21 protein-coding genes and 1 riboswitch are annotated in these 20,243 nt (G+C 68.0%); of the genes, 11 read left to right on the forward strand and 10 right to left on the reverse strand.

Annotation, left to right across the window (positions count from 1 at the left end):
• Window positions 1-4 precede the first annotated feature (4 nt).
• Genes AC3B6A_RS13285 through AC3B6A_RS13325 form a run of 9 tightly spaced genes read right to left on the reverse strand, consistent with a single transcriptional unit; the run spans window position 5 to window position 7,473 of the window.
• On the reverse strand, window positions 5-835 hold the full coding sequence (locus AC3B6A_RS13285; protein WP_488403351.1) for an ABC transporter permease: 831 nt from the start codon (window positions 833-835) through the stop codon (window positions 5-7).
• Window positions 832-1,596, reverse strand: coding sequence for a hypothetical protein (locus AC3B6A_RS13290; RefSeq protein ID WP_488403352.1), 765 nt, complete (start codon window positions 1,594-1,596; stop codon window positions 832-834). The genes AC3B6A_RS13285 and AC3B6A_RS13290 overlap by 4 nt, the downstream gene beginning before the upstream one ends.
• A complete protein-coding gene (locus AC3B6A_RS13295) occupies window positions 1,584-2,195 on the reverse strand; it encodes a cysteine hydrolase family protein (protein WP_488403591.1) in 612 nt (203 codons plus the stop codon). The genes AC3B6A_RS13290 and AC3B6A_RS13295 overlap by 13 nt, the downstream gene beginning before the upstream one ends.
• A gap of 23 nt (window positions 2,196-2,218) precedes the next feature.
• Window positions 2,219-2,998 carry a creatininase gene (locus AC3B6A_RS13300; protein ID WP_488403353.1) on the reverse strand — a complete coding sequence of 260 codons (780 nt, stop codon included), beginning with the start codon at window positions 2,996-2,998 and terminating at the stop codon, window positions 2,219-2,221.
• Window positions 2,995-3,870: a DMT family transporter gene (locus tag AC3B6A_RS13305; protein ID WP_488403355.1), complete on the reverse strand. Its 876-nt coding sequence runs from the start codon at window positions 3,868-3,870 to the stop codon at window positions 2,995-2,997. Before AC3B6A_RS13305 ends, AC3B6A_RS13300 begins: the two co-directional genes overlap by 4 nt.
• Complete coding sequence (locus tag AC3B6A_RS13310) at window positions 3,870-4,619, reverse strand: SDR family NAD(P)-dependent oxidoreductase (protein ID WP_488403356.1); 750 nt, start codon at window positions 4,617-4,619, stop codon at window positions 3,870-3,872. Before AC3B6A_RS13310 ends, AC3B6A_RS13305 begins: the two co-directional genes overlap by 1 nt.
• Entirely contained in the window at window positions 4,619-5,392 is a 774-nt protein-coding gene (locus AC3B6A_RS13315; protein WP_488403358.1) for an SDR family NAD(P)-dependent oxidoreductase, read from the reverse strand. Before AC3B6A_RS13315 ends, AC3B6A_RS13310 begins: the two co-directional genes overlap by 1 nt.
• A 2-nt stretch (window positions 5,393-5,394) precedes the next feature.
• A complete protein-coding gene (locus AC3B6A_RS13320) occupies window positions 5,395-6,411 on the reverse strand; it encodes a fatty acid desaturase family protein (RefSeq protein WP_488403360.1) in 1,017 nt (338 codons plus the stop codon).
• A 54-nt stretch (window positions 6,412-6,465) separates the two neighbouring features.
• A complete protein-coding gene (locus tag AC3B6A_RS13325; RefSeq protein ID WP_488403362.1) occupies window positions 6,466-7,473 on the reverse strand; it encodes an ABC transporter substrate-binding protein in 1,008 nt (335 codons plus the stop codon).
• Between the two features lie 44 nt (window positions 7,474-7,517).
• Window positions 7,518-7,619, reverse strand: a riboswitch (guanidine-I (ykkC/yxkD leader).
• 403 nt (window positions 7,620-8,022) lie between these two features.
• Between AC3B6A_RS13325 and AC3B6A_RS13330 the strand changes: the two genes are divergently transcribed.
• Together AC3B6A_RS13330 and AC3B6A_RS13335 are read left to right on the forward strand one after the other, a co-directional pair.
• Window positions 8,023-8,481: an Xre family toxin-antitoxin system antitoxin gene (locus AC3B6A_RS13330; protein ID WP_488403364.1), complete on the forward strand. Its 459-nt coding sequence runs from the start codon at window positions 8,023-8,025 to the stop codon at window positions 8,479-8,481.
• Window positions 8,481-8,942 carry an RES family NAD+ phosphorylase gene (locus AC3B6A_RS13335; RefSeq protein WP_488403366.1) on the forward strand — a complete coding sequence of 154 codons (462 nt, stop codon included), beginning with the start codon at window positions 8,481-8,483 and terminating at the stop codon, window positions 8,940-8,942. Before AC3B6A_RS13330 ends, AC3B6A_RS13335 begins: the two co-directional genes overlap by 1 nt.
• A 93-nt stretch (window positions 8,943-9,035) precedes the next feature.
• On the opposite strand, the gene AC3B6A_RS13340 is transcribed toward AC3B6A_RS13335, so the two are convergent.
• Window positions 9,036-10,091, reverse strand: a complete 1,056-nt coding sequence (locus tag AC3B6A_RS13340; protein ID WP_488403367.1) for an AraC family transcriptional regulator — start codon at window positions 10,089-10,091, stop codon at window positions 9,036-9,038.
• 336 nt (window positions 10,092-10,427) lie between these two features.
• On the opposite strand from AC3B6A_RS13340, the gene AC3B6A_RS13345 reads away from it, so the two are divergent.
• The 9 genes from AC3B6A_RS13345 to AC3B6A_RS13385 all read left to right on the forward strand — a co-directional run bounded on the left by AC3B6A_RS13345 (window position 10,428) and on the right by AC3B6A_RS13385 (window position 20,176).
• A complete protein-coding gene (locus AC3B6A_RS13345) occupies window positions 10,428-10,883 on the forward strand; it encodes an outer membrane lipoprotein (protein ID WP_488403369.1) in 456 nt (151 codons plus the stop codon).
• A 198-nt stretch (window positions 10,884-11,081) separates the two neighbouring features.
• Window positions 11,082-11,678 (forward strand): paraquat-inducible protein A, encoded by a 597-nt coding sequence (locus AC3B6A_RS13350; protein ID WP_488403371.1) that lies wholly within the window; start codon window positions 11,082-11,084, stop codon window positions 11,676-11,678.
• The gene (locus AC3B6A_RS13355; RefSeq protein ID WP_488403372.1) at window positions 11,675-12,322 is read left to right on the forward strand and encodes a paraquat-inducible protein A; all 648 of its coding nucleotides are present in this window, start codon (window positions 11,675-11,677) and stop codon (window positions 12,320-12,322) included. Before AC3B6A_RS13350 ends, AC3B6A_RS13355 begins: the two co-directional genes overlap by 4 nt.
• Complete coding sequence (locus AC3B6A_RS13360) at window positions 12,303-13,943, forward strand: PqiB family protein (protein WP_488403374.1); 1,641 nt, start codon at window positions 12,303-12,305, stop codon at window positions 13,941-13,943. The genes AC3B6A_RS13355 and AC3B6A_RS13360 overlap by 20 nt, the downstream gene beginning before the upstream one ends.
• A gap of 28 nt (window positions 13,944-13,971) precedes the next feature.
• The gene (locus AC3B6A_RS13365; RefSeq protein WP_488403376.1) at window positions 13,972-14,520 is read left to right on the forward strand and encodes a PqiC family protein; all 549 of its coding nucleotides are present in this window, start codon (window positions 13,972-13,974) and stop codon (window positions 14,518-14,520) included.
• 258 nt (window positions 14,521-14,778) lie between these two features.
• Window positions 14,779-16,035 carry an OmpP1/FadL family transporter gene (locus tag AC3B6A_RS13370; RefSeq protein WP_488403378.1) on the forward strand — a complete coding sequence of 419 codons (1,257 nt, stop codon included), beginning with the start codon at window positions 14,779-14,781 and terminating at the stop codon, window positions 16,033-16,035.
• A gap of 53 nt (window positions 16,036-16,088) precedes the next feature.
• On the forward strand, window positions 16,089-16,751 hold the full coding sequence (locus tag AC3B6A_RS13375) for a DUF3313 domain-containing protein (RefSeq protein ID WP_488403379.1): 663 nt from the start codon (window positions 16,089-16,091) through the stop codon (window positions 16,749-16,751).
• Between the two features lie 132 nt (window positions 16,752-16,883).
• Window positions 16,884-18,293 (forward strand): DUF1254 domain-containing protein, encoded by a 1,410-nt coding sequence (locus AC3B6A_RS13380; protein WP_488403380.1) that lies wholly within the window; start codon window positions 16,884-16,886, stop codon window positions 18,291-18,293.
• Between the two features lie 245 nt (window positions 18,294-18,538).
• Window positions 18,539-20,176, forward strand: coding sequence for a 3-(methylthio)propionyl-CoA ligase (locus tag AC3B6A_RS13385; RefSeq protein ID WP_488403381.1), 1,638 nt, complete (start codon window positions 18,539-18,541; stop codon window positions 20,174-20,176).
• Window positions 20,177-20,243: the final 67 nt, after the last annotated feature.

Below are 20,243 nucleotides of genomic sequence, written 5' to 3' on the forward strand. Positions count from 1 at the left end.
TGGCTTACCTCTTCATCCAGGGGAAGGCTATCCGGCCGAGCCAGCGGAACGCCTGGTCGGTGAGCAGGCCGATGACGCCGATCAGCAGGATGCCGGCGAAGATCTTGTCGGTCTGCATGTAGCGCTGGGCGCGCAGGATGGCGTAGCCCAGGCCGGAGTTGGCGGCCACCAGTTCGGCCACCACCAGGTAGGTCCAGGCCCAGCCGCAGGTGATGCGCAGGGTGTCCAGCAGCGCCGGGCGGGCCGACGGCAGCACCACCAGGCGGATGATCTCGGCGCGGTTGGCGCCCATGGTCTGCGCCGCCTCGATCTGCGCCATGGGCACGCGGCGCACGTCCTCGGCGACCATCAGCACCATCTGGAAGAAGGTGCCGATGAAGATGATCAGCACCTTGGAGCCTTCGTCGATGCCGACCCAGAGCATCACCAGCGGGATGAAGGCCACCGCCGGCATGTAGCGGATGAAGTCGGTGAGCGGTTCGAGGAAGGCCTGCACCGGGCGGTAGGTGCCGATGTACAGGCCCAGCGGCAGGGCGATCAGCGCCGAGGCGAGGAAGCCGGCCATGACCCGGTAGACGCTGATGGCGATGTCGCCGAGCAGGCCCTCGTCGCTCCACCAGTGGCCGATGCGCGCGAGCACGGCGTCCGGGCCGGGGAAGAACATCGGGTTGGCCAGCCCGGCGGCGCTGTAGGCCCACCAGAGCAGCAGCGGCAGCAGCAGGCCGGCGGCGGCCAGGGTCCAGATGGCGCTACGCGGCAGCTCGCCACGGATCACCCACCAGCGCTGGCGGGCCGGGCGCGCGACGGCGCGGGGCAGGGGTTGGTGGGCGGTCATGGCGTCACCTCCTCGGGGAACAGGGGCCGCTCGCAGGGTTGCCAGCCACCGGCCGGCGGCGTGGCGCCCAGGCGGTTCAGCCAGCCGGTGTCGCGCAGCAGCTCGGGGTGGTCGGGGTCGGCGTCGGCCGGCAGCAGCGCGCAGCCGGTGCGCGCGGGCAGGGTGCTCAGTTCGATGCGCCAGGGCGTCTCGCCGCCGTGGTGGCGGCCGAAGCTGAGCTCGAAATCCAGCAGCCCGGGGGTGTCGCTGTCGAGCAGCGCGGCGAGGGACTGCGCGTGCGGCAGCGGCAGGTGGCGCCCGGCGGCGAACAGGAAGCAGTCGCCGGCCAGCAGCAGGCAGCCCTGGCGGCCATCGGCGCCGAGCAGCCAGGTGCCACGGTTGCGCCCGAGGGACTCGGGCAGGCGTTCCCAGACTTCGTGGTAGCTGCCGTCGAGGCCGTCTTCCAGCACCCGCTCGGTGTTCACGAAGCGCATGCGGCCGATGTCCTCGCCGCCGTTCGGCGGCTGGAAGTCGATCGCGCGGTGCCACTGGCAGATATCGCCGGTGATCTCGGTGATGCCGGCGAAACCGGCCTGGGTGGCCAGGGCTTCCGGGGTGTCGGGCGCCGGCAGCGGAATGCGCAGGTCGGCGAACAGACGCTCGGTCTGCAGCCAGTAGACGCGGGTGCCGGTGTCGTGGACGCCGGCCGTGGTGGTCAGCAGCGTGCGCTGCCAGACGCCCAGGTAGGCGGGCGGCACAGCGGAAATGTTCAGGCCAGGCATGCGTTTTCCTCCCATTCGACGAGCACGGAACGGCTGTCCAGCACCCGGCCGAACAGCCCGCCTTCCACCTCGACCATGGCCAGGGCGGCGGCGTGCAGCTCGGCGCTCGGCGAGCCGCAGGCATCGCTCACCAGGGTACAGGCGTAGCCCAGCTCCACCGCCGCGCGCAGGGTGGAGGAAACGCACACTTCGGTGGTCACGCCGCACAGCACCAGCTGGCCGATGCCCCGGCGGCGCAGCAGCAGGTCCAGGTCGGTGTAGGCGAAGGCGCTGTAGCCGGGCTTGTCGATCACCGGCTCGCCGGGCAGCGGGCGCAGTTCGTCGATCAGCTCGTGGCCGTGCTCGCCGCGCACCAGCAGGCGCCCCAGCGGGCCGCGTGCGCCGATGGGCGCGCCGGCGTGTTCGGCGCGGCGGCGCTTGCTCTCGTGCAGGTCGGAAAGGTCGGGGCGGTGCCCTTCGCGGGTGTGCAGCACCAGCAGGCCCAGGGCGCGGGCGCTGTCCAGCAGCCGGGAAATCGCCGGGATCGGCGCGCGCAGGCGGCCGATCTCCAGCCCCGCCTGGTCGGCATAGCCGCCGGGCGCGCAGAAGTCGCGCTGCATGTCGATGACGATCAGCGCGGTGCTCACAGGCCGAACTCCTTGCGCACCGCGCCGGCGATGCCTTCGACGATGTCGGCGGCCATGCGCCGGCCCTTGTCGGCGCTGGAGCCGCGCGCCGAGGACAGCACGCCCGACGGCGGCACCCACTCGGTGCGGCTGGGGTACATGTCGTAGGGCGGGAAGTCGGCCGGGCCGTCGTCGGGGATCAGCTCCAGGCGCACCAGACCCGGCAGGTAATGCAGCATCAGCGAGGTCTCGATCACCGCCGCGTGCTCCAGGGCGAAGCCGGGGAAGCCGTCGGGGAACACGTCGTTCAGCGTGGCTTCGCTGCAGAAGTCCCAGTGCTCCAGGCGCATCACTTGCAGCGCGCTGGCGGGGCCCCGTCCGTGCAAAGAGAGTTCGCGCAGGGCGAGCTGGATGCCCTCGGTGACGAACCACTGGTTCTCGTAATGCCCGTCCACCAGCACCAGGCGGGTGACGCCGTGGCGGGCGAACTCGCGCACGGCGTCGCGCACCAGGGCGACCAGGGTCTGCCCGTCGAGGCTGGTGGTGCCGCAGAAATGCTGGCCGCCGCCGCACTTGGGCTGCGACTTGTAGCCGTAGGAGAGGGCGGGCGCCACCAGGCCGTCGACCTGGCGGGCGACGTCCTCGCACAGCGCGCTGGCCAGCAGGGCGTCGGTGCCCAGCGGCAGGTGCGGGCCATGTTGCTCGGTGGCGCCGCAGGGCAGGAAGACCACCGGAGAGTGCTCGCGCACCCGGCGCGCGTATTCGACCCAGCTGAGCTGGTCCATGCGGACAGTCATGATTCGGCCTCGCAGAGAGTGGGGGAAAGGTCGGAAGAGGGGCGCGCGGCGATCAGCGCCGCGGCCAGAACCAGGGAACCGCCGAGCCATTCGCGCAGGCCCGGTTCGCGGTCGCCGAACCAGGCGGCGGTGAGCACCGCGACCAGCAGTTCGATCACCACCAGCACCGCGGCGCGGCCGGCCTCGACATGGCTGAAGCCGTACTGCGCGGTGCCCATGGCCGTCAGCCAGAACAGCCCGAAGCCCGCCAGTTGCAGCCATTGGTGAGCGTCGACGACGGGCAGGGGCGTGCCTTGCAGCAGGCAGAACAGGCCGCCCAGCGCGGCGCTGCCGATGAAGCCGACCACCGCCTTGCTGGCCAGCGGCACCTGCTCAGCGGCGCGGGTGGCCAGGTTGTTGAGGGCGAAGGCGAAGCCGGCGGAGAGCGCCAGCCAGTCGCTCGGGCCCAGCGGACGGAAGGTCTCGCGGCTGACGCCGAGGGTCAGCGCGATGCCGAGCATGGCCAGCGCCAGGGCGCCCAGCCGCGCGGGCGTGAGGCGCTCGCCGAACAGCACCCGGCCGCCGATCAGGCCCCAGACCGGCGCCAGGTAGAACAGCAGCATCGCGCGTACCACGTCGCCTTCGGACAGCGCCGCCACCAGCCCGGCGGTGGCCCAGCCGCCGAATGCGCCGATGGCCAGCAGCGCGCCGCGCTGCGGCCACCAGCGCCGGCGCTGGCTGGCGACCAGCGGAATGGCCAGCACGCTGAGCAGGCCGTAGGTGCAGAGCACCACCGGCATGCCGGCAAGCCCCTGGCCGGCGAAGTGCGCCAGGGGCATCCAGCCCAGGCCCCAGATGCTGGCACCGAGCAGCAGGACGATTTCCGCGCGCATCAGGCACCCATCCAGGCGCCGCCGTTGGCGCCGAGTGTCTGCCCGTGGAAGAAGCCCGCGCCGGGCGAGACGAGGAACAGCACCGCCGCGGCGATCTCCTCGGGCTGGCCCAGGCGGCCGGCGGGGATCGCGGTTTCGCGGGCGATCATCGCCGCGCTCATGTGTTCCACCGAGACCATCGGCGTGTCCACCGGCCCCGGCGCCACGCCGTTGATGCGGATGTGCGGGGCGAACTCCCGCGCCAGCGCCTTGGTCAGCCCGATCACGCCGGCCTTGGCCGCGCAGTATGCGGCGTAGCGTTCGCGGCCGAGCTGGCCCAGCTCCGAAGCGATGTTGACGATGCTGCCGCTGCCGCGCGCCTGCATGTGCGTCAGCGCGTGGCGGCAGCAGCGGTACACGGCGTGGAGGTCGACGCCGAGCAGGGTCGCCCAGTCGTCCTCGCTGGTGTCGAGGAAGGGTTTTTCGAGGATGATCCCGGCGTTGTTCACCAGGATGTCCAGGTCGCCCTCGGCGAGTATCCGGGCGAACATCTCGGCGACCTGTTCCGGCTCGGCGACGTCGGCCTGCACCGCATGAGCGCGACCGCCGGCGGCGGCGATGCGCGCCACCAGCGCGGTGGCGGCCTGCGGCTGGTCGAGGTGGTTGATCCACACCTGCGCGCCGGCTTCGGCCAGCGCCAGGGCGATGGCCCGGCCGATGCCCTGGGTGGCGCCGGTGACCAGCGCGGTCTGTCCTGCGAGCGGTTTCATCAGTGCATCACCTCGCCGTGGCTGACCGACAGCGCCTGGCCGGTGATGGCCGTGGCCAGCGGGCTGCCGAGAAACAGGAAGGTGCCGGCGAGATCGGCCGGCGTGAGCAGTTCCGGCACCGCCTGGGCGGCGAGGATCTGCGCCAGTTCGTCGTCCTCGCTGCGGCCGTTGGCGTCGGCCATCACCCGCAGCGAGCGCATCGCCGCCTCGGTGGCGATCCAGCCCGGGCACACGGCGTTGACGCGGATGCGCCGAGGCCCCAGCTCCCAGGCCAGCGAGCGGGTCAGGCCGATCACCGCATGCTTGCTGGCGACATAGGCGGAGAAGCCCGGCACGCCTTTCAGGCCCCAGATCGAGGCCTGGTTGATCACGCTGCCGCCGGCCCGCAGGTGCGGCAGCAGGGCGTGGGTCAGGCGCAGCATCGAGGCGACGTTGTTGTCCAGCAGCGCCTGCCAGCGCTGGTCGCTCACGGCGCCGCCGCCGTCCAGCGGCGTGGCGTACTCGACGCCGGCGTTGTTGACCAGCACGTCCAGCGCGGCGCCCTGGCGGCTGTCGACGTAGGCCGCGATGGCGGCGCTGTCGCCCAGGTCGAGGGCGGCGCTGCGCAGGTCGCACAGCGGCGCCAGTTCGTCCGCCACGCGTTGCAGCGCCCCGGCGTTGCGGTCGAGCAGTTCCAGCGCCGCGCCCTGTTCGGCGAACGCCCGCGCCAGGCCCTCGCCGATGCCGCTGGCGGCACCGCTGATGAGCACGCGCTTGCCCCGGTAGTCGATCATGTTCAGACCGCCGTCAGGAAGGAGACGCCCACGGCGCCGTAGAAGCCGTCGGCGCGGTCCTGGCCCGCGGGCGCGACCTCGCCGTAGTTGTCGTCCAGCACGCGGCGCAGGCGGTGCTGGTGGAAGCTCCTGAACAGCAGGTGCATCGGCAGCACCTGGGCGTAACCCTCGCCGTACAGCTCGTGGTGCAGCTTGCGCAGGCGGTACCAGGGCGCCACCGGTTTCTCGTGGTGGGCGTTGTGGTAGGCGAAGTTGAGCAGCAGCAGGTCGAGCACCGGCCAGCGTACCGAGACCACGTTGGTGTAGGTGTTCATCTGCTCGTAGGCGCGGTCGCGGGACTTGTCGTCGGGAATCCTGCCGCCGTCCTCCAGCACTGCGAAGGCGTCGTAGGTGTGCTGGTAGGCGTCGGTGAAGCGCAGCACCACGATCATCAGCGTCCAGGCGACGAAGTAGAGCAGCAGCGCCTTGAGCGACACCGCGGCGACCAGGGCGAACAGCGCGCCGCGCACCAGCAGGGTCAGCGCCACGCGGCGGCGGTTGGCGCGGTGGCGCGGGTTGTCGGCGATGAAGGGCAGGAGGATCACGTAGTAATGCATGATCAGCTCCACCGCCGGCACGTAGGCCCATTCGGCGGCCAGCACCAGGCCGCGCAACCAGCGCGGGCTGCGGGCGAGGAAGGCCTTGGTGTCGAAGGTGATCACGTCGGCGCGGTCGACGTGGTGGCGCATGTGCTTGCGGCGCAGGTCCTGGAACCCGGCGTAGCAGCTACCGCAGAGCCAGCTGCAGGCTTCGCCGGCCCAGGTGTTGTGCACCGGTTTGGCGAAGATGGTGCCGTGGGCGAATTCGTGGATCAGGTAGGCCGCGACGATCATCGCGTGGCCCAGCAGCAGGGTGCCGGCGGCATTGAGCAGCCAGCTATCGGCGAACAGCAGGGCGAAGCCGGCGGCGTAGCCGCCGAAGGCGTAGGCCAGGGCCAGGCTGTTGGGCAGCCGGCCATCGGCGTAGCGGTACAGGGACATGAAGAACCTCCGTGGGCGTTCCCGCCCTCCCGGCGGGAGCGGTGGGTGGGTGCCTTACTGGGCGAGGGCCTGGACGAACTGCGCGTCGAAGGTCTGGGCGAAGTCGGGGATTGCCGGGATCTGCTGGTTCTCCTTGAGCAGCTGGGCGATCACCGCGCCGCTGCCGAAGAACGAGCTGGTGGCGTCGGACTTCTCGAAGTTCCTGCCCATTTCCGCCAGCGGGATGTTGTAGACCCCGGCCATCTGCGCCTTGGCCTCGGTGGCGCTGACGCCCAGCACCTTGCCGATGATCTCGGCGGATTCGTCCGGGTGCGCCTTCATGTAGGCCAGGCCGTCGGCGTAACCCTGGATCATCGCGGTGATCGCCTTCTGCCGCTTGCCGATCGTGTCCTGGTTGAACACCAGCACGTCGGTGATCAGCCCCGGGGCGTCCTTCGACGAGTAGACGACGTGGAACTTGTCGCCGGGCATGCCGAGGATCTGCGAGACGTTGGGCTCGTAGGTGACGCCCACCGGCAGGCTGCCGGAGGCCATGGCGCCGGGGATGCCTTCGGGCGTCATGTTCACCGGGCTGATGTCCTTGTCGCTCAGGCCGTGGCTCTTGAGCGCGTAGGCGAGCAGGAAGTCCGACGGCGACAGCGGGTTGAAGCCGATCTTCCGGCCCTTGAAGTCGGCGACCGACTTGATCGACTTTTCGGCGACGATGGCGTCGCCGCCGTTGGAGAAGTCGATGGGCATGACCACGCGGTAGGGCTGGCCCTTGGCGACGCCGCCGACCACCTGGTCGTAGGTGAGCATGCCGCCGTCGAGGGCGCCGCCGGTCATGGCGGTGGGGATCAGCGCAGGGTCGTTGAAGAACTGCAGCTCCACCTTCAGGCCGTGGGGCTTGTAGAGGTCGAGCTTGTCGGCGACGTAGAAGGGCGCGTAACCGGCCCAGACGACGGTGCCGATCTTGAGTTTCTCGGCGGCCTGGAGCGTCAGCGGCACGACCCCGGCGGCAGCAAGCAGACAGGCACCGAACAGGGTCTTGCGCAGGGAACGCAGGGAAAGCGGCATGGTCATGGCATTGCTCCTAACGGTTGGAAATCGGCACGGGATGACATCACGTCTCCCGGGCTTTTCTCCCGCCGTGTAGCCCTGTCCCTAGGGCCGGAAAACTCTCGGACCAGACATCCCCTGCGGGGACCGGAACCCTAGTTCGCCTGTGGTGCAACTCCAGTGTGCCTTGCAGCGATCGCCCACCCGGTGGCTGCCTTGCCGTGGGTGATGCATCCCGTTGAGGAGGGTAGAGCAATTGAAATGCCAGTTTTCCTGGCCGGCAAAAAGTACGAGGACTTTCAAGCGCTTAGCTGGTGTCAGGGGAAGTACCTGGTGGAGATCGGCTGCCGGCCGGAGTCTGGCCGGCACCAAGTCGAGGCGGACTTGCCTTCAATTGAGGCACCGGGTTCGTCGCCGGCTGGAAGCCTCAAATTCCAGCGAATGGTTCGAAATTCACCTCCTGGCCCTCGGACGGATGAGGTCCGAAACCGTCGGGCTGTTGCCCGCTTCTCCCGCGGCAGGAATCCCTGTACCATTCATTTGACGTTATTTTTTCTTCATTTGGAGGTCGTCATGAGCGCCTTGAGGCAGCGTGAGGAACGGCGGAGGCCGGCAAGCCCCGTCGCCTTCTGGACCCTGGCCCATGCCCGGGCCAAGCTGACCGAGAAGGAGCGGCTGTCCGATATCCGGGTTGGCCTGAGCACGGACTGGCTTGAAAGCCTGAAAGTGACGTTCGATGTGAAGGCGGACTTCATCACGCTGTTCGCCAACATTTCCGCGTCGACGCTCGAACGCAGGAAGAAGGGCAACCAGCCTCTGGACCAGATCGCTTCCGAGCGTCTGGATCGCCTGGCGTCCGTCGCGCTGCAGGCCGAGGAGGTCTTCGAGGACAAGCAGATGGCCACGGCGTGGATGGCCGAGCCGAACCAGGCGCTGGGTGGGCGCTCGCCGTTGAGCCTGTGCGATACGGAATTGGGCGCCAACCAGGTGCGCAGAATCCTTCACGCCATCGAGTGGGGCGGCGTGGCCTGATGCTGGGCTGGCGGGTCGCGAAGGCGCAGCGGATCAACGACCTTTCCGGAAAGGGTGCCGCGATCGCGGGCGGCCGCTGGAATGACGTCGAGGTCCCGGCGGTCTATCTGGGACTGTCGCCGGCGATCTGCAGCCTGGAGACGTTCGTCCACACCACCACCAGGATCCAGCCGCCGCTGAAGATCGCCCGGATCGAGCTGCCGGACGATCCAGCGCTTTACTGGGAGCCGGACCCCCGGCATTTGCCGGCGGGATGGAGCGCGCTCCCCGCCGATCGGCGCAGCATGGACTTCGGGACCCAGTGGCTTTTGGCGGGCACCCACCTGGGCCTGATCGTCCCCTCGGTGGTCTTGCCGCTGGAGCGGAACCTGGTCCTGAATCCCGCGCACCCGGCCATGGCCCGGGTGCGGGTGATGCAGGTCTTCGACTTCTCGTATGACGAGCGGATGTTCAAGAGCTAGCGAAGCAGGCCTGGCTGGACGCTGGGCCTGCAGCGTCGGACGACGCACCCGGACGCACGCCAAACCCTCGCATCGCCTCCTTCGGCGGGGCGATCAGTTCAATCCTTGAACGTTTCTCCATTGCTGCGGAGAGCATCCCGTCCATTGCCTGAAGGCACGGGAAAATGCGTTTGGATCCTGGTATTGCAGAGACTGGGCGATAGCCGAAACCGGCAGGTTGGTGTTCGCCAGCAGCTGAAGGGCCAGGCTCTGCCGGGACTCGGTGACCAGGCGTTGCAGATGGGTGCCCTCGGCATCCAGGCGCCGGTGCAGGGTCCTGATGTGCAGGCCGAGCCGGCCGGCGACGTGTTCGGCCCTGGACTCGCCCGTCAGCAGAAGGGCATGGAGCTGATGCTTGAGGAGTTCCGCCGTTGTCAGGCTGGCGGTGGTCGTCGCGATGGCGTCCTGGATGCGCTGGTGCAGGTGCGGGTCGGCGGTTTTCAGTTTCTGGCGCAATTGCTGGTTGATGATTACCAGGCCGGAGACGTTGGCATCGAACTGCACGGGGCAATTGAAGGCTCTGGCGTAGGCGGCGGAGTTTTCCGGCCTGCGGTACGCCAGTTGGGCCCGCACGGGCGCCCAGCCGGGGCCGAGGAGCTCCCGCAGGATCTGGAAGCCGATCATGACCGCCGTATCCATGAGCGGTCTGCTGTCCACCAGGTCGTGGCGATGAACTACATATCCGAGCAGGCTGAGCTGGTCCGTCCAGGGGAACAGCAATAAGGACGAACCCCGGTCATGGAGTTTCGCGTGCGTGACCAGGTCGTGCAGCGCCTCTTCCGCCGTGCCGGCCGAGCGCATCAGTTGGCCGACCGGCCCCATTTCGTCGAGGTTGAAGCGCCGGCCCACCAGTATCCCGAGATGGGCGCATCGGGTCTGTCGAATCGCGGCGGAGAACAGGTGTGCGGTCTGGCTGTAATCGAGCCGCTGCTCCCGATCCTCGAGGAATCTGTCCAGGTCGATGTCGGCAGCCCCGAATACGCGCCCTGGGCTGCAACCCAGGGCGGTAATGACGTGCGGAAGGCTGCTGATCAGGCCGGCACGTACTTCGCCGGGGTTGCTGAGCACCAGCGCCGGAAGCGCGTCGCTCGGGCAAGCGACCCTGTTCATGTCGCCCGCCAGTGTGGGGAGTTCGTGCAAAGTCGTTGAATGGGAGGTCGTCGTTCGGGGAGGCACAGGGAGGCTCGGTCTGGTGGGCTTGGCGGCCCCTTCACCAAGGGCGGTGATCGGGTGTCCGAAAATGCAAGATGCCTTTTCAGTCGAGACTATAGGCTAGGGATGAAACCCGGTCATCCTGCGCGCCACTGCCTGGCTATGGGTGTGCTTGACTGCCCTGGGGCGGGATGGTTGCCCGATATCCGGATCAAGGCGAACCGGGCACCCGGCATGCCGTGCGCGTGCGAAAGGCCGCCGCGGATGTAACACCCCTTATGGAGGAGCTCGTTGATGAAACATGTCGCATCGTGGATGGCCGTTTTCCTGCTTGCCGCTTTCCTGGGCGCCTGCGCGGCGGTCGGTCCGGGCAATGGCGGGCCGGGCGAGATGGAAATTCGAACGGGCCGCATCGAACAGATCACCATGACGCAGATGCAGACCAACCACGACAGCGGGGTCGGCGCGGTGCTGGGTGCCGTGGGGGGCGCTGCCCTCGGCAGTCTGATCGGCCAGGGGACCGGCCGCGACGTGGCGATGGTGGCCGGCGTACTGGGAGGGGCCCTGGGTGGCAACTATCTGGAGAAGAAGCGCTACGACCAGCCCAGGCCGGCGCAGCAGGTCATCGTCCGCATGAAGAGCGGCGTGCTGGTGTCTGTCACCCAGCCCGTCAACCCCGGCCTGAGCCAGGGCATGCAGGTATTCATCGAGGGCTCCGGCAGCGAAGCGCGTGTGGTGCCGCAGGGCTGAGCCTCGCCGGGGCTTGCCCGGTACAACATGGCACCAGCACGCCACGCATGGGGGCGCCATGCCGCTCCCTGCGGGCAGGCTTTGCCCGATCCGTGACTGCGGGATCATCAACTAAGCTTGCGTGCGGATTCTCCCGCATCGATCGCGCGGCGGGACTGATACGACGTCGACCGCCGAAACCACCGCATGGAAGCCCGCATGTCCCAGGCCAATGACCTGATCATCTGCGAATACTGCGATGCCGTGTACCAGCGCGCGCCGTTGCAACGCCATCAGCGCGCGCTGTGCGTGTGCTGCGGCGGCGTGTTGCAGAGGCACGTCGCACTGACGCTGCAGCAGCGCCTGGCGTTGAGCCTGACGGGCGCGGTCCTGCTGGCTTTCGCCAATCTCTACCCGGTGATGAGCATCAGCCTGCAGGGGCTGAGCAATTCGGCGACGCTCTGGGACGCGGTGCTGATCCTCAGCACCGGCAACATCACCTTCATCGCCCTGGTGCTGGCCCTGGCCATCATCCTCGCGCCGGTGCTGCAAGTGGCGCTGCTGATCTGGCTGTTGGGCTTTGCCCTGCGCCGCCGCCGCGCGCCGGGATTCGCCCTGTGCATGCGCGCCCTGGAGGGCGTGCGGCCGTGGAGCATGCTGGAGGTCTGCCTGCTCGGCGCCCTGGTGGCGGTGATCAAGCTGGCGGGCCTGCTGGCGGTGACTCCGGGCATTGGCCTGGTCGCCCTGGCGGCCTTGAGCGTGCTGCTGCTCCATGTGGCCGGACGCGATATCCGCGATCTGTGGTGGCAGCTGTGAGCCTGCCGCCGCTGGCCGCGGAGCTCAATCTCTGCCTGTGCCACGGCTGCGGCCACGCCTGCGACCTCGGTCACGCTGCGCACCGTTGCCCGCGTTGCGGGGCGGCGCTGCACCTGCGCAAGACCGACGCCATCGCCCGCGGCTGGGCTTACCTGCTGGCGGCGCTGGTGTTCTACGTGCCGGCGAACCTGCTGCCGGTCATGCGCACCGAGATGCTCGGGCGGGGCATCGACAGCACCATCGGCGGCGGCGTCCTGGAGTTCTGGGAGGAGGGCGCCTGGGACATCGCGCTGATCATCTTCATCGCCAGCATCGGCGTGCCGGCGATCAAATTCTTCTCCCTGGGGTTGCTGCTGTTCACCGCGCAGCGCCGCAGCGCCTGGGCGCGCCGGCAGCGCTCGCAGCTGTACCGCCTGGTCGAACTGATCGGTTACTGGTCGATGCTCGACGTGATGGTGGTGGCGCTGGTCGCCGCCCTCGTGCAGATGCACGGGCTGGGCACCATCGAGCCTCGCCCCGGCATCCTGTTTTTTGGCTTGGTGGTGGTGTTCACCATGCTTTCGGCCATGAGTTTCGATCCACGTTTGATCTGGGACAGCGATCCGCAGAAGGGGGACAGAGTCGATGCAGCAGGACACCGATAAGCCGGTGCAGCCCGGTCATGCCGAAGTGCGCACCCGGCGCTGGAACGTGTCGCTGGTCTGGATCGTGCCGATCGTTGCGCTGCTGGTCGGCGCCTCCCTGGTCGTCCGCAGCTGGATGCAGGAAGGGCCGCTGATCTCGATCTCCTTCCACACCGGCGAAGGCCTGGTGGCGCACAAGACCCAGGTGAAATACCGCAGCGTGGTGATCGGCGAGGTGACTTCGGTGGAGCTGGCGCCTGACCGGAAGAGCGTGATCGCCAGGGTGCAGCTTTCCAGGGAAGCCGAGTCCTTCGCCAGGCGCGGCGCGCAGTTCTGGGTCGTGCGGCCGCGCATCGGCGTCGGCGGTGTTTCCGGCGTCGATACGCTGCTGTCGGGCAACTTCATCGGCGCCGACTCCGGCGATTCGACGGTGCCCGAGCGGCAGTTCACCGGCCTGGAGTCGCCGCCGCCGATCACCTATGGCGAGAAGGGCAAGCGCTTCACGCTGACCGCCGCCGACCTGGGCTCGCTGGATATCGGCTCGTCGATCTATTACCGGCGGATTCCGGTGGGACAGGTGGTGTCCTACGCCCTGAGGCCGGACGGCAAGGGCGTGGACATCGGCGTTTTCGTCAATGCCCCCTATGATGCGTTCGTCACCCGCGACACGCGCTTCTGGAACGCCAGCGGCGTGGATGTGGTGGTGGATGCCAACGGCCTGACGGTCAATACCGAGTCCCTGTCCTCCGTCCTGGTCGGCGGCCTGGCCTTCGGCACGCCGGAGCATGCCGCCGACGCCGCGCCGGCGGCGGACCAGCAGGTGTTCGAGCTGTTCGCCGACCGCGACACGGCACTCGCGCCGCCCGCCGGCAAGCCGCTCTACCTGAGCCTGCGCTTCGACCCGGCGATGCGCGGCCTGTCCGTTGGCGCGCCGGTGGAGTTCATGGGCGTGGCGTTCGGCAAGGTCACCTCGGTGGCGCTGGACTACGACAAGGCGAAGCGCAGCTTCCCGCTCATGGTCGAGGTGGTGGTCTACCCGCAGCGCCTGGGGCCGGTGCACCAGAAGATGCTGCAGATCTTCAGCCATTCGCCCGAGGACACGGCGGGTACCCGGCGCCTGATCGGCGCCTTCATCGAGCGGGGCCTGCGCGCCCAGGCCCGCAACGGCAACCTGATCACCGGGCAGATGTACATCTCCCTGGACTTCCACCCCGACGCCCGGCCGGTTGCGTTCGACGCTTCCGTCGAGCCGCTTTCCATCCCAACCGTCCCCAGCAGCCTGGACAAGTTGCAGGAGCAGTTGCAGCAGGTGGTGGAGCGAATCAGCAAGCTGCCGCTGGAGCGTATCGCCAATAACCTGGACGGCAACCTGCGCGAATTGCAGGGCAGCCTGAAGCAGTTCAACAGCCAGACCCTGCCCGGCGTGACCAGCACGCTGGCCGAGGTGCGGCAGACGTTGCAGTCCGCCAATTCGGCGCTGGCGGCGGACTCGCCGCAGCGCGAGAAGCTCAGCGACACGCTGGATGAGCTGGACCGCACGTCGCGCTCGCTGCGCGATCTGTCCGACTACCTCAGCCGGCACCCCGAATCGTTGATCCGTGGACGCTCGAAGTCCGCGGAGGCGAACAACCTGCAGCCCTGATGGCGCATAGCCGAAGGAGTGAACTCGTATGCCGAAGCAGCCCAAGCGGCTGATCGCCGGATTGCTGCCGTTGCTGTGGGGATGCAGCAGCGCACCCATTCACTACCACACGCTGGTGCCGGCGCAGCCGGGGCAGGGGGCGGGCACGAACATTCGTGTCGAGCGGGTCAGCCTGCCGCCCCAGGTGGACCGTTCGCAGATCGTGGTGCGCCAGGGCGGCAGCGGCATGGCCATCCTGGAGACCGAATGGTGGGGCGCCAACCTGGCGGATGAAATCCACAGTGCCCTGCAGGACCAGCTCGGCGGACCCGCCGGTGGCGCCGCGCCGACTTTATTGCGGCTGGACGTGCAGCGCTTCGACTCGGTCCCCGGCCGCTATGCGTTGCTGGATGCCACCTGGCGCCTCAGGCGAGCCGGCGGTCAGGGCGAGCTGACCTGTCGCACCGCCGTGCAGACGCCTGCGGACAGCAGCGTGGAGAGCCTGGTGGGCGCGCATCAGGCCAACCTGAGAAGGCTCGCCGGGACCATCGCGCGGGCTGCGGCCAGGCCAGGCGCGTGCCCGACCCCGGCGGGCTAGCGCGCCATGCCCGGCACCTGCCCCAGCGTGGGAGTGCCGGGGGTGTCCGAAAATGCAAGATGCGTTTTCGATGAGCTCTGTAGAGTGGCGCTGGCATTACGCATTAACAGAGCTATTGTTCGGTCATGTTTCAGCAAGCCTGCATCACGCTTCCGCCAGTACGTGGGCACTTGTGAATAGACGGCTGTGACGCCGCTCGAAAGCATCAATCTTGTCAGGGATCGCGAGATGAACCCACGTCTTTCCATTGCGCTATCGATGGCTCTCCTGGTTTCGCCTGCCCAGTTGCTGGCAGGCGGGCTGATGCTCTACGAGGTCGGTACGGACAATGTGGGGCTGGCCAACGCGGGCGCGGCGGCCCGGGCCCAGGGGCCCTCGACCCTCGCCAGCAACGTGGCGGGCATGGCGTGGTTGTCCGGCACGCAGATCAGCGCCGGCGCCCAGGTGCTGCACGGCAACCTGGAATTCGACCGGGATGGGCAGACCAACATCGACGGCGGCGACAGCGGCAGCGCGATGGAGTGGGCCCCCGGCGGCAGCCTGTTCGTGACCCGCGAGCTCGGCGAGGGCTGGTCGGTGGGCTTTGCCAGCTACGGCGACTTCGGCCTCAGCCTCAACTACGACAATGACTGGAGCGGGCGCTACTTCCTGCAGAACGGCGAGCTGCTCGGCATGTCGCTGATGCCGGCGCTGGCCTATCGCCTGAACGAGCAGTGGGCGTTCGGGGTCGGCCTGCGGGCCTTCTACGCCAAGCTGGACAGTCAGCTGGCGGTCGACAACGATCCGTTCGGGGTGCTCCAGCGCCCGGACGGCCAGATGAAGTACGCAGACCACGACTGGGGCTACGGCGCCAACCTGGGGGTCATCTATGCGCCCTATCCGGGGACGCGGCTGGGCCTGAGCTATACCAGCGAGATCGACGTCGAGTTCGAGGATGGCCTGGACCTTCAGGGCGTCGGACCGGTGACCACCCAGCTGCTGCGTGATCGCGGGGTGCTCGGCGCGGCGACCCAAATCGACATGCACGTGCCGCAGACGCTGACCTTCAGCCTGTACCAGCAGCTCGACGAACGCTGGGCCCTCCTGGCCAGCGCCAATTGGCAGGACTGGTCCCGGTTCGGCGAGGTCGGCGTCGACCTGGACAGCAACCGCCCCCGCTCGGCGACGCTGGAGGCGAACTACCGGGACACCTGGCACCTCTCCGTGGGCACCCAGTTCCGTTTCGATCCGCGCTGGATGTGGAGCGTCGGCGTGGGCTACGACAGCTCGCCGGTGGATGACGACGACCGCACGCTGACCGTGCCGATGGCGGAGAACTGGCGCCTGGGCACGGGCCTGACCTACGCGCTGGACGCCCGGACCGAGCTGAACCTGAGCTATGAGATGGTCTGGATCGGGGACATGCCGGTCACCCAGGAAAAATCCCTTCCGCTCGACGATCCCCAGCGGGTCTCCGGCGAATTCGACAACGCCTGGATCCAGGCGCTCGCCGCCAGTGCCACCTGGCGATTTTGAGCATGCGCGGCGCGCCCGTCCGGCAGCGTATTCAACAAGGAGACCGCACCATCATGATGAAGGCCCAAACCCTGATAGCCGGCAGCGCACTCGCGGCCGCGCTGCTGCTGGCTGGCTGCACCAGCAAGACGGTGAGCCAGGAGCAGTATTCAGGATTCCTCCCCAGCTACGACGGGCTGAAGTCCGTCGAGACCGCCAGCGGTCAGAAGGCGCTGCGCTGGGTGGACCCGGCGTTCGACGTCGCCAGCTACGACAAGCTGGTCTTCCAGCCGGTTCGCTTCTACCCGGCCCCGCAACCGACGGATCGCATCGGGCAACAGACCTACGATGAGCTGTTGAAATACGCCAACGGGCGTCTGAGCGAGGCGCTGTCGAGCCGCTTCCAGCTCGTGGGTTTTTCCAACGGTCCCCGCACCCTGGAGTTTCGCGGCGCCATTACCGGCGTGAGCGCCAACACCAAGGGACTCAAGCCCTATGAAGTGATCCCCGTTGCCCTGGTGGTGGCCGGCGCCATGGCCGCCACCGGCGAGCGCGACCAGGACACCGAGCTGTACCTGGAGGGTGAACTGATCGACACCAGCACCGGCAAGCCCGTGCTGCGGGTGGTGCGCAAGGGCTTTGGAAAGACGCTGAGCAACGACCGGCAAGCCGTGGGGTTCGCCGACCTCAAGCCGGTGATCGATGAACTCACCACGGATGTTGTGAACTTCCGCTAGGTCTGTACGAGCAGTTGATTCCAGCGAGCTGCCGGTCCGCGACCACCCCCCTCGTTCACGGGGGGGAAAACGGAACTTACCTCGCGTAGCGTCCCGGCACACACGCCAATCTCATAGCCAAGGAGAATGCAGATGAGAATTGCCCCAACGACCATACTGGCTTCCGCTATCAGCCTGGGCCTGGCCGGCCATGCGTCGGCCGCCGAGCAGGACGAGCTCCTGCAGATCGCCAAGGACGCCTACGTCTACGGCTATTCGCTGATGACCACCGAGGTCACCCGCGTGCAGATGACCAACGTGGACAAGGTGAGCAATGAACATGCGCCCATGGGGCAGTTCATCAACGTCAAGCGCTACCCGCCGGCGGAGTACCGCGGTGTGTCGGCGCCCAATGCCGATACGCTCTATTCCATCGCCTGGGCGGATCTGAGCGAGCCGCAGGTGTTCAGCCACCCTGACATGGGCAAGCGCTTCTACCTGATGCCGATGTACGACCTGTGGATGACCATCTTCCACTCGCCGGGCGCACGCACCACCGGCGGCGCCGCGGCCAACTACCTGCTGACCGGGCCGGGCTGGCAGGGCAAGGTGCCCGAGGGCATGCAGCAGATCAAGTCCGCCACCCGCAAGATGCTGATTCTCGGGCGCACCTACGCCAATGGAACCGACAAGGATTACGCGGAGGTCAACGCCCTGCAGGCGCAGCTCAAGCTCACTCCGCTGTCGGCCTGGGGCAAGCCCTATGCGCCCAAGGCCCCCAAGGTCGATCCGAACCCGGGCTTCAGCATGACGGCCAAGCCGCAGGACGTGATTCTCGGCATGAGCACCGAGGCCTACTTCAACAAGCTCGCCAGCCTGATGTGCGAAGACGCGCCGCCGGCTGCCGGGGATGCCGCCATCCTGGCGCGCATGGCCAAGCTGGGCCTCGAGCCGTGCAAGCCGTTCAAGCTCGACAAGCTCGACCCGGCGCTGCAGGCAAAGCTTAGCGACCTGCCCCAGGTCGCCCTGAAGGAGATTGGCGCCGGCCAGTCGTCCCTGGGGCGCAAGGTCAACGGCTGGACCTATACCAAGGGGCTTGGCGTGTATGGCACTGACTACACCAAGCGCGCCGTGGTCGCGGCCTTCGGCTGGCCCGCGAACCTGGAGCAGGATGCGGTCTACCCCTACACCACGATCGACAGCGGTGAGCAGAAACTCGATGGCGCCAACCGGTACACCCTGACCTTCCCCAAAGGGCAGACCCCGCCGGCGACCGGCTTCTGGTCCATCACCATGTACGAGATCGACAAGGGCTGGTGGTTCGTGCCGAACCCGCTGAACAAGTTCACCGTCAGCCCGCGCAACGATCTGCAGTACAACGCCGACGGCTCGCTGACCCTATACTTCCAGCACGAATCGCCCGGCAAGGAGAAGGAAGCCAACTGGCTGCCGGCCCCCAAAGGCGAGTTCCTGCCGATGCTGCGGATGTACTGGCCGAACGAGGCCGCGCCCTCGATCCTGGATGGCAGCTGGACGCCGCCGCAGATCGTCCGCGTCAACTGACGCTCCACTGAGAGGCCCCCGATGCCAGCCCGGCAGCGGGGGCCTTCGTCTTCCTGCGGACCGGGATGCCCCTCGCCGGGCGCGCCCCGGGGCCCAGGGTGGTTTCCCCCTCGTCATTGGGGGGGGAGCCGGTCCGTTCTCTCTCTATGTTCTGCAAGACGCAGTCGCGGCGAGCGACGTGCCACGCCTTCGCGCTGGCGACAACCGCCGTCCGAACAAGAACAACTACTAGATGGAGCCGAACCGTGCTGGGTTTGATGCAGGACCACCCTCTACTCATTTCGTCAGTGCTCGAACATGCCCTCAGGTCCCATCCGGAAGGGCGGATAGTCTCGAGGACCGTCGAAGGACCGCTGCACCGCTGCACCTATGCCGACGTGGGGCGCCGCGCCAGGCAGATGGCCAACGCGCTGGCGCGGCTCGGCATCGAACCGGGCGAGCGCGTCGGCACCCTGGCGTGGAACGGCTATCGGCACCTGGAGCTGTACTTCGCCGTGTCCGGCATGGGCGCGGTGCTGCACACCATCAACCCCAGGCTGTTTCCCGAACAGATCGAGTTCATCGTCAAGCATGCCGAAGACCGTGTGCTGTTCTTCGACCTGACCTTCAGTGCGCTGGTCGAGCAACTGGCGCCGCACCTGCCGGGGGTCAAGGCCTTCGTCGCCATGACCGGGCGACGCTGCATGCCCGACATCCGGGTCCCCAACCTGCTGTGCTTCGAGGAACTGATCGCCGACGAAAGCGAGACGTTCGCCTGGCCGTCCTTCGACGAGCGCAGGGCATCGTCCCTGTGCTACACCTCCGGCACCACGGGCAACCCCAAGGGCGTGCTGTACTCCCATCGTTCTTCGCTGCTGCACTCGCTGGCGCTGTGTACGGGGGACGGCTTCGGCCTGTCCTCGGCGGACTCCGCCCTGCTGGTGGTGCCCATGTTCCACGTCAATGCCTGGGGAATGCCCTACGCCTGCGCCATGAGCGGGGCGAGCCTGGTGCTGCCGGGCCCGGCCCTGGATGGCGCGAGCATCTACGAGCTGATGCGCGAGGAGCGGGTGACGCTGGCGCTGGGCGTGCCCACGGTCTGGATGATGCTGCAGCAGCATGTCGAGGCCGGCGGCCTCGATGCCGCCGCGGAGCTGTGCCTGGATCGGGTGGTGATCGGCGGCGCGGCCGCTCCCCGCAGCCAGGTCGAACGCTTCGAGAAGGACTTCGGCGCCCGCGCGGTACACGCCTGGGGCATGACCGAGATGTCGCCGCTGGGCACCGTCTGCAACCCCCTGCCCAAGCACGCCGGGGCTGGGCTGGAGACGCGCCTGGAGCTGCAGGCCAAGCAGGGCCGGGCCTTGTACGGCGTGGTGATGAAGGTGGTCGACGAGGACGGCATGGAACTGCCCCGCGACGGGTGCTCGGCGGGCCGTCTGCTGGTGAAGGGGCCGTGGATCGCGAGCCAGTACTACCGCCAGGGAGACGAATCGATCCTCGACGCCGAGGGCTGGTTCGACACCGGCGATGTCGCCACTATCGACGCGGATGGCTACATGCAGATCACCGACCGTGCCAAGGACGTGATCAAGTCGGGCGGCGAGTGGATTTCCTCCATCGACCTGGAGAACGCGGCAATGGGGCATCCGGCCGTCGCCGAGGCGGCCGTCATCGGCATCCCCCATGAGAAGTGGCAGGAGCGCCCGCTGCTGGTGGTGGTAACCAAGCCGGGCAGGGCGGTGAGCAAGGCCGAACTGAGGGACTTCCTCGCGGAGCGGGTCGCGAAATGGTGGCTGCCGGACGACGTGGCCTTCGTCGACGAGCTGCCGCACACCGCAACCGGCAAGCTGCAGAAGATGAAGCTGCGCGAGCAGTTCCGGAACCACGTCCTTGGTAGGGACTGAGGCGCAGGAGGCGTTTTCCGGTTGGCGAATCGCCAGTGCTTGGAACAATACTGGTGGCACCGAAGTT

The organism is Pseudomonas sp. B12(2026) (assembly GCF_057767015.1).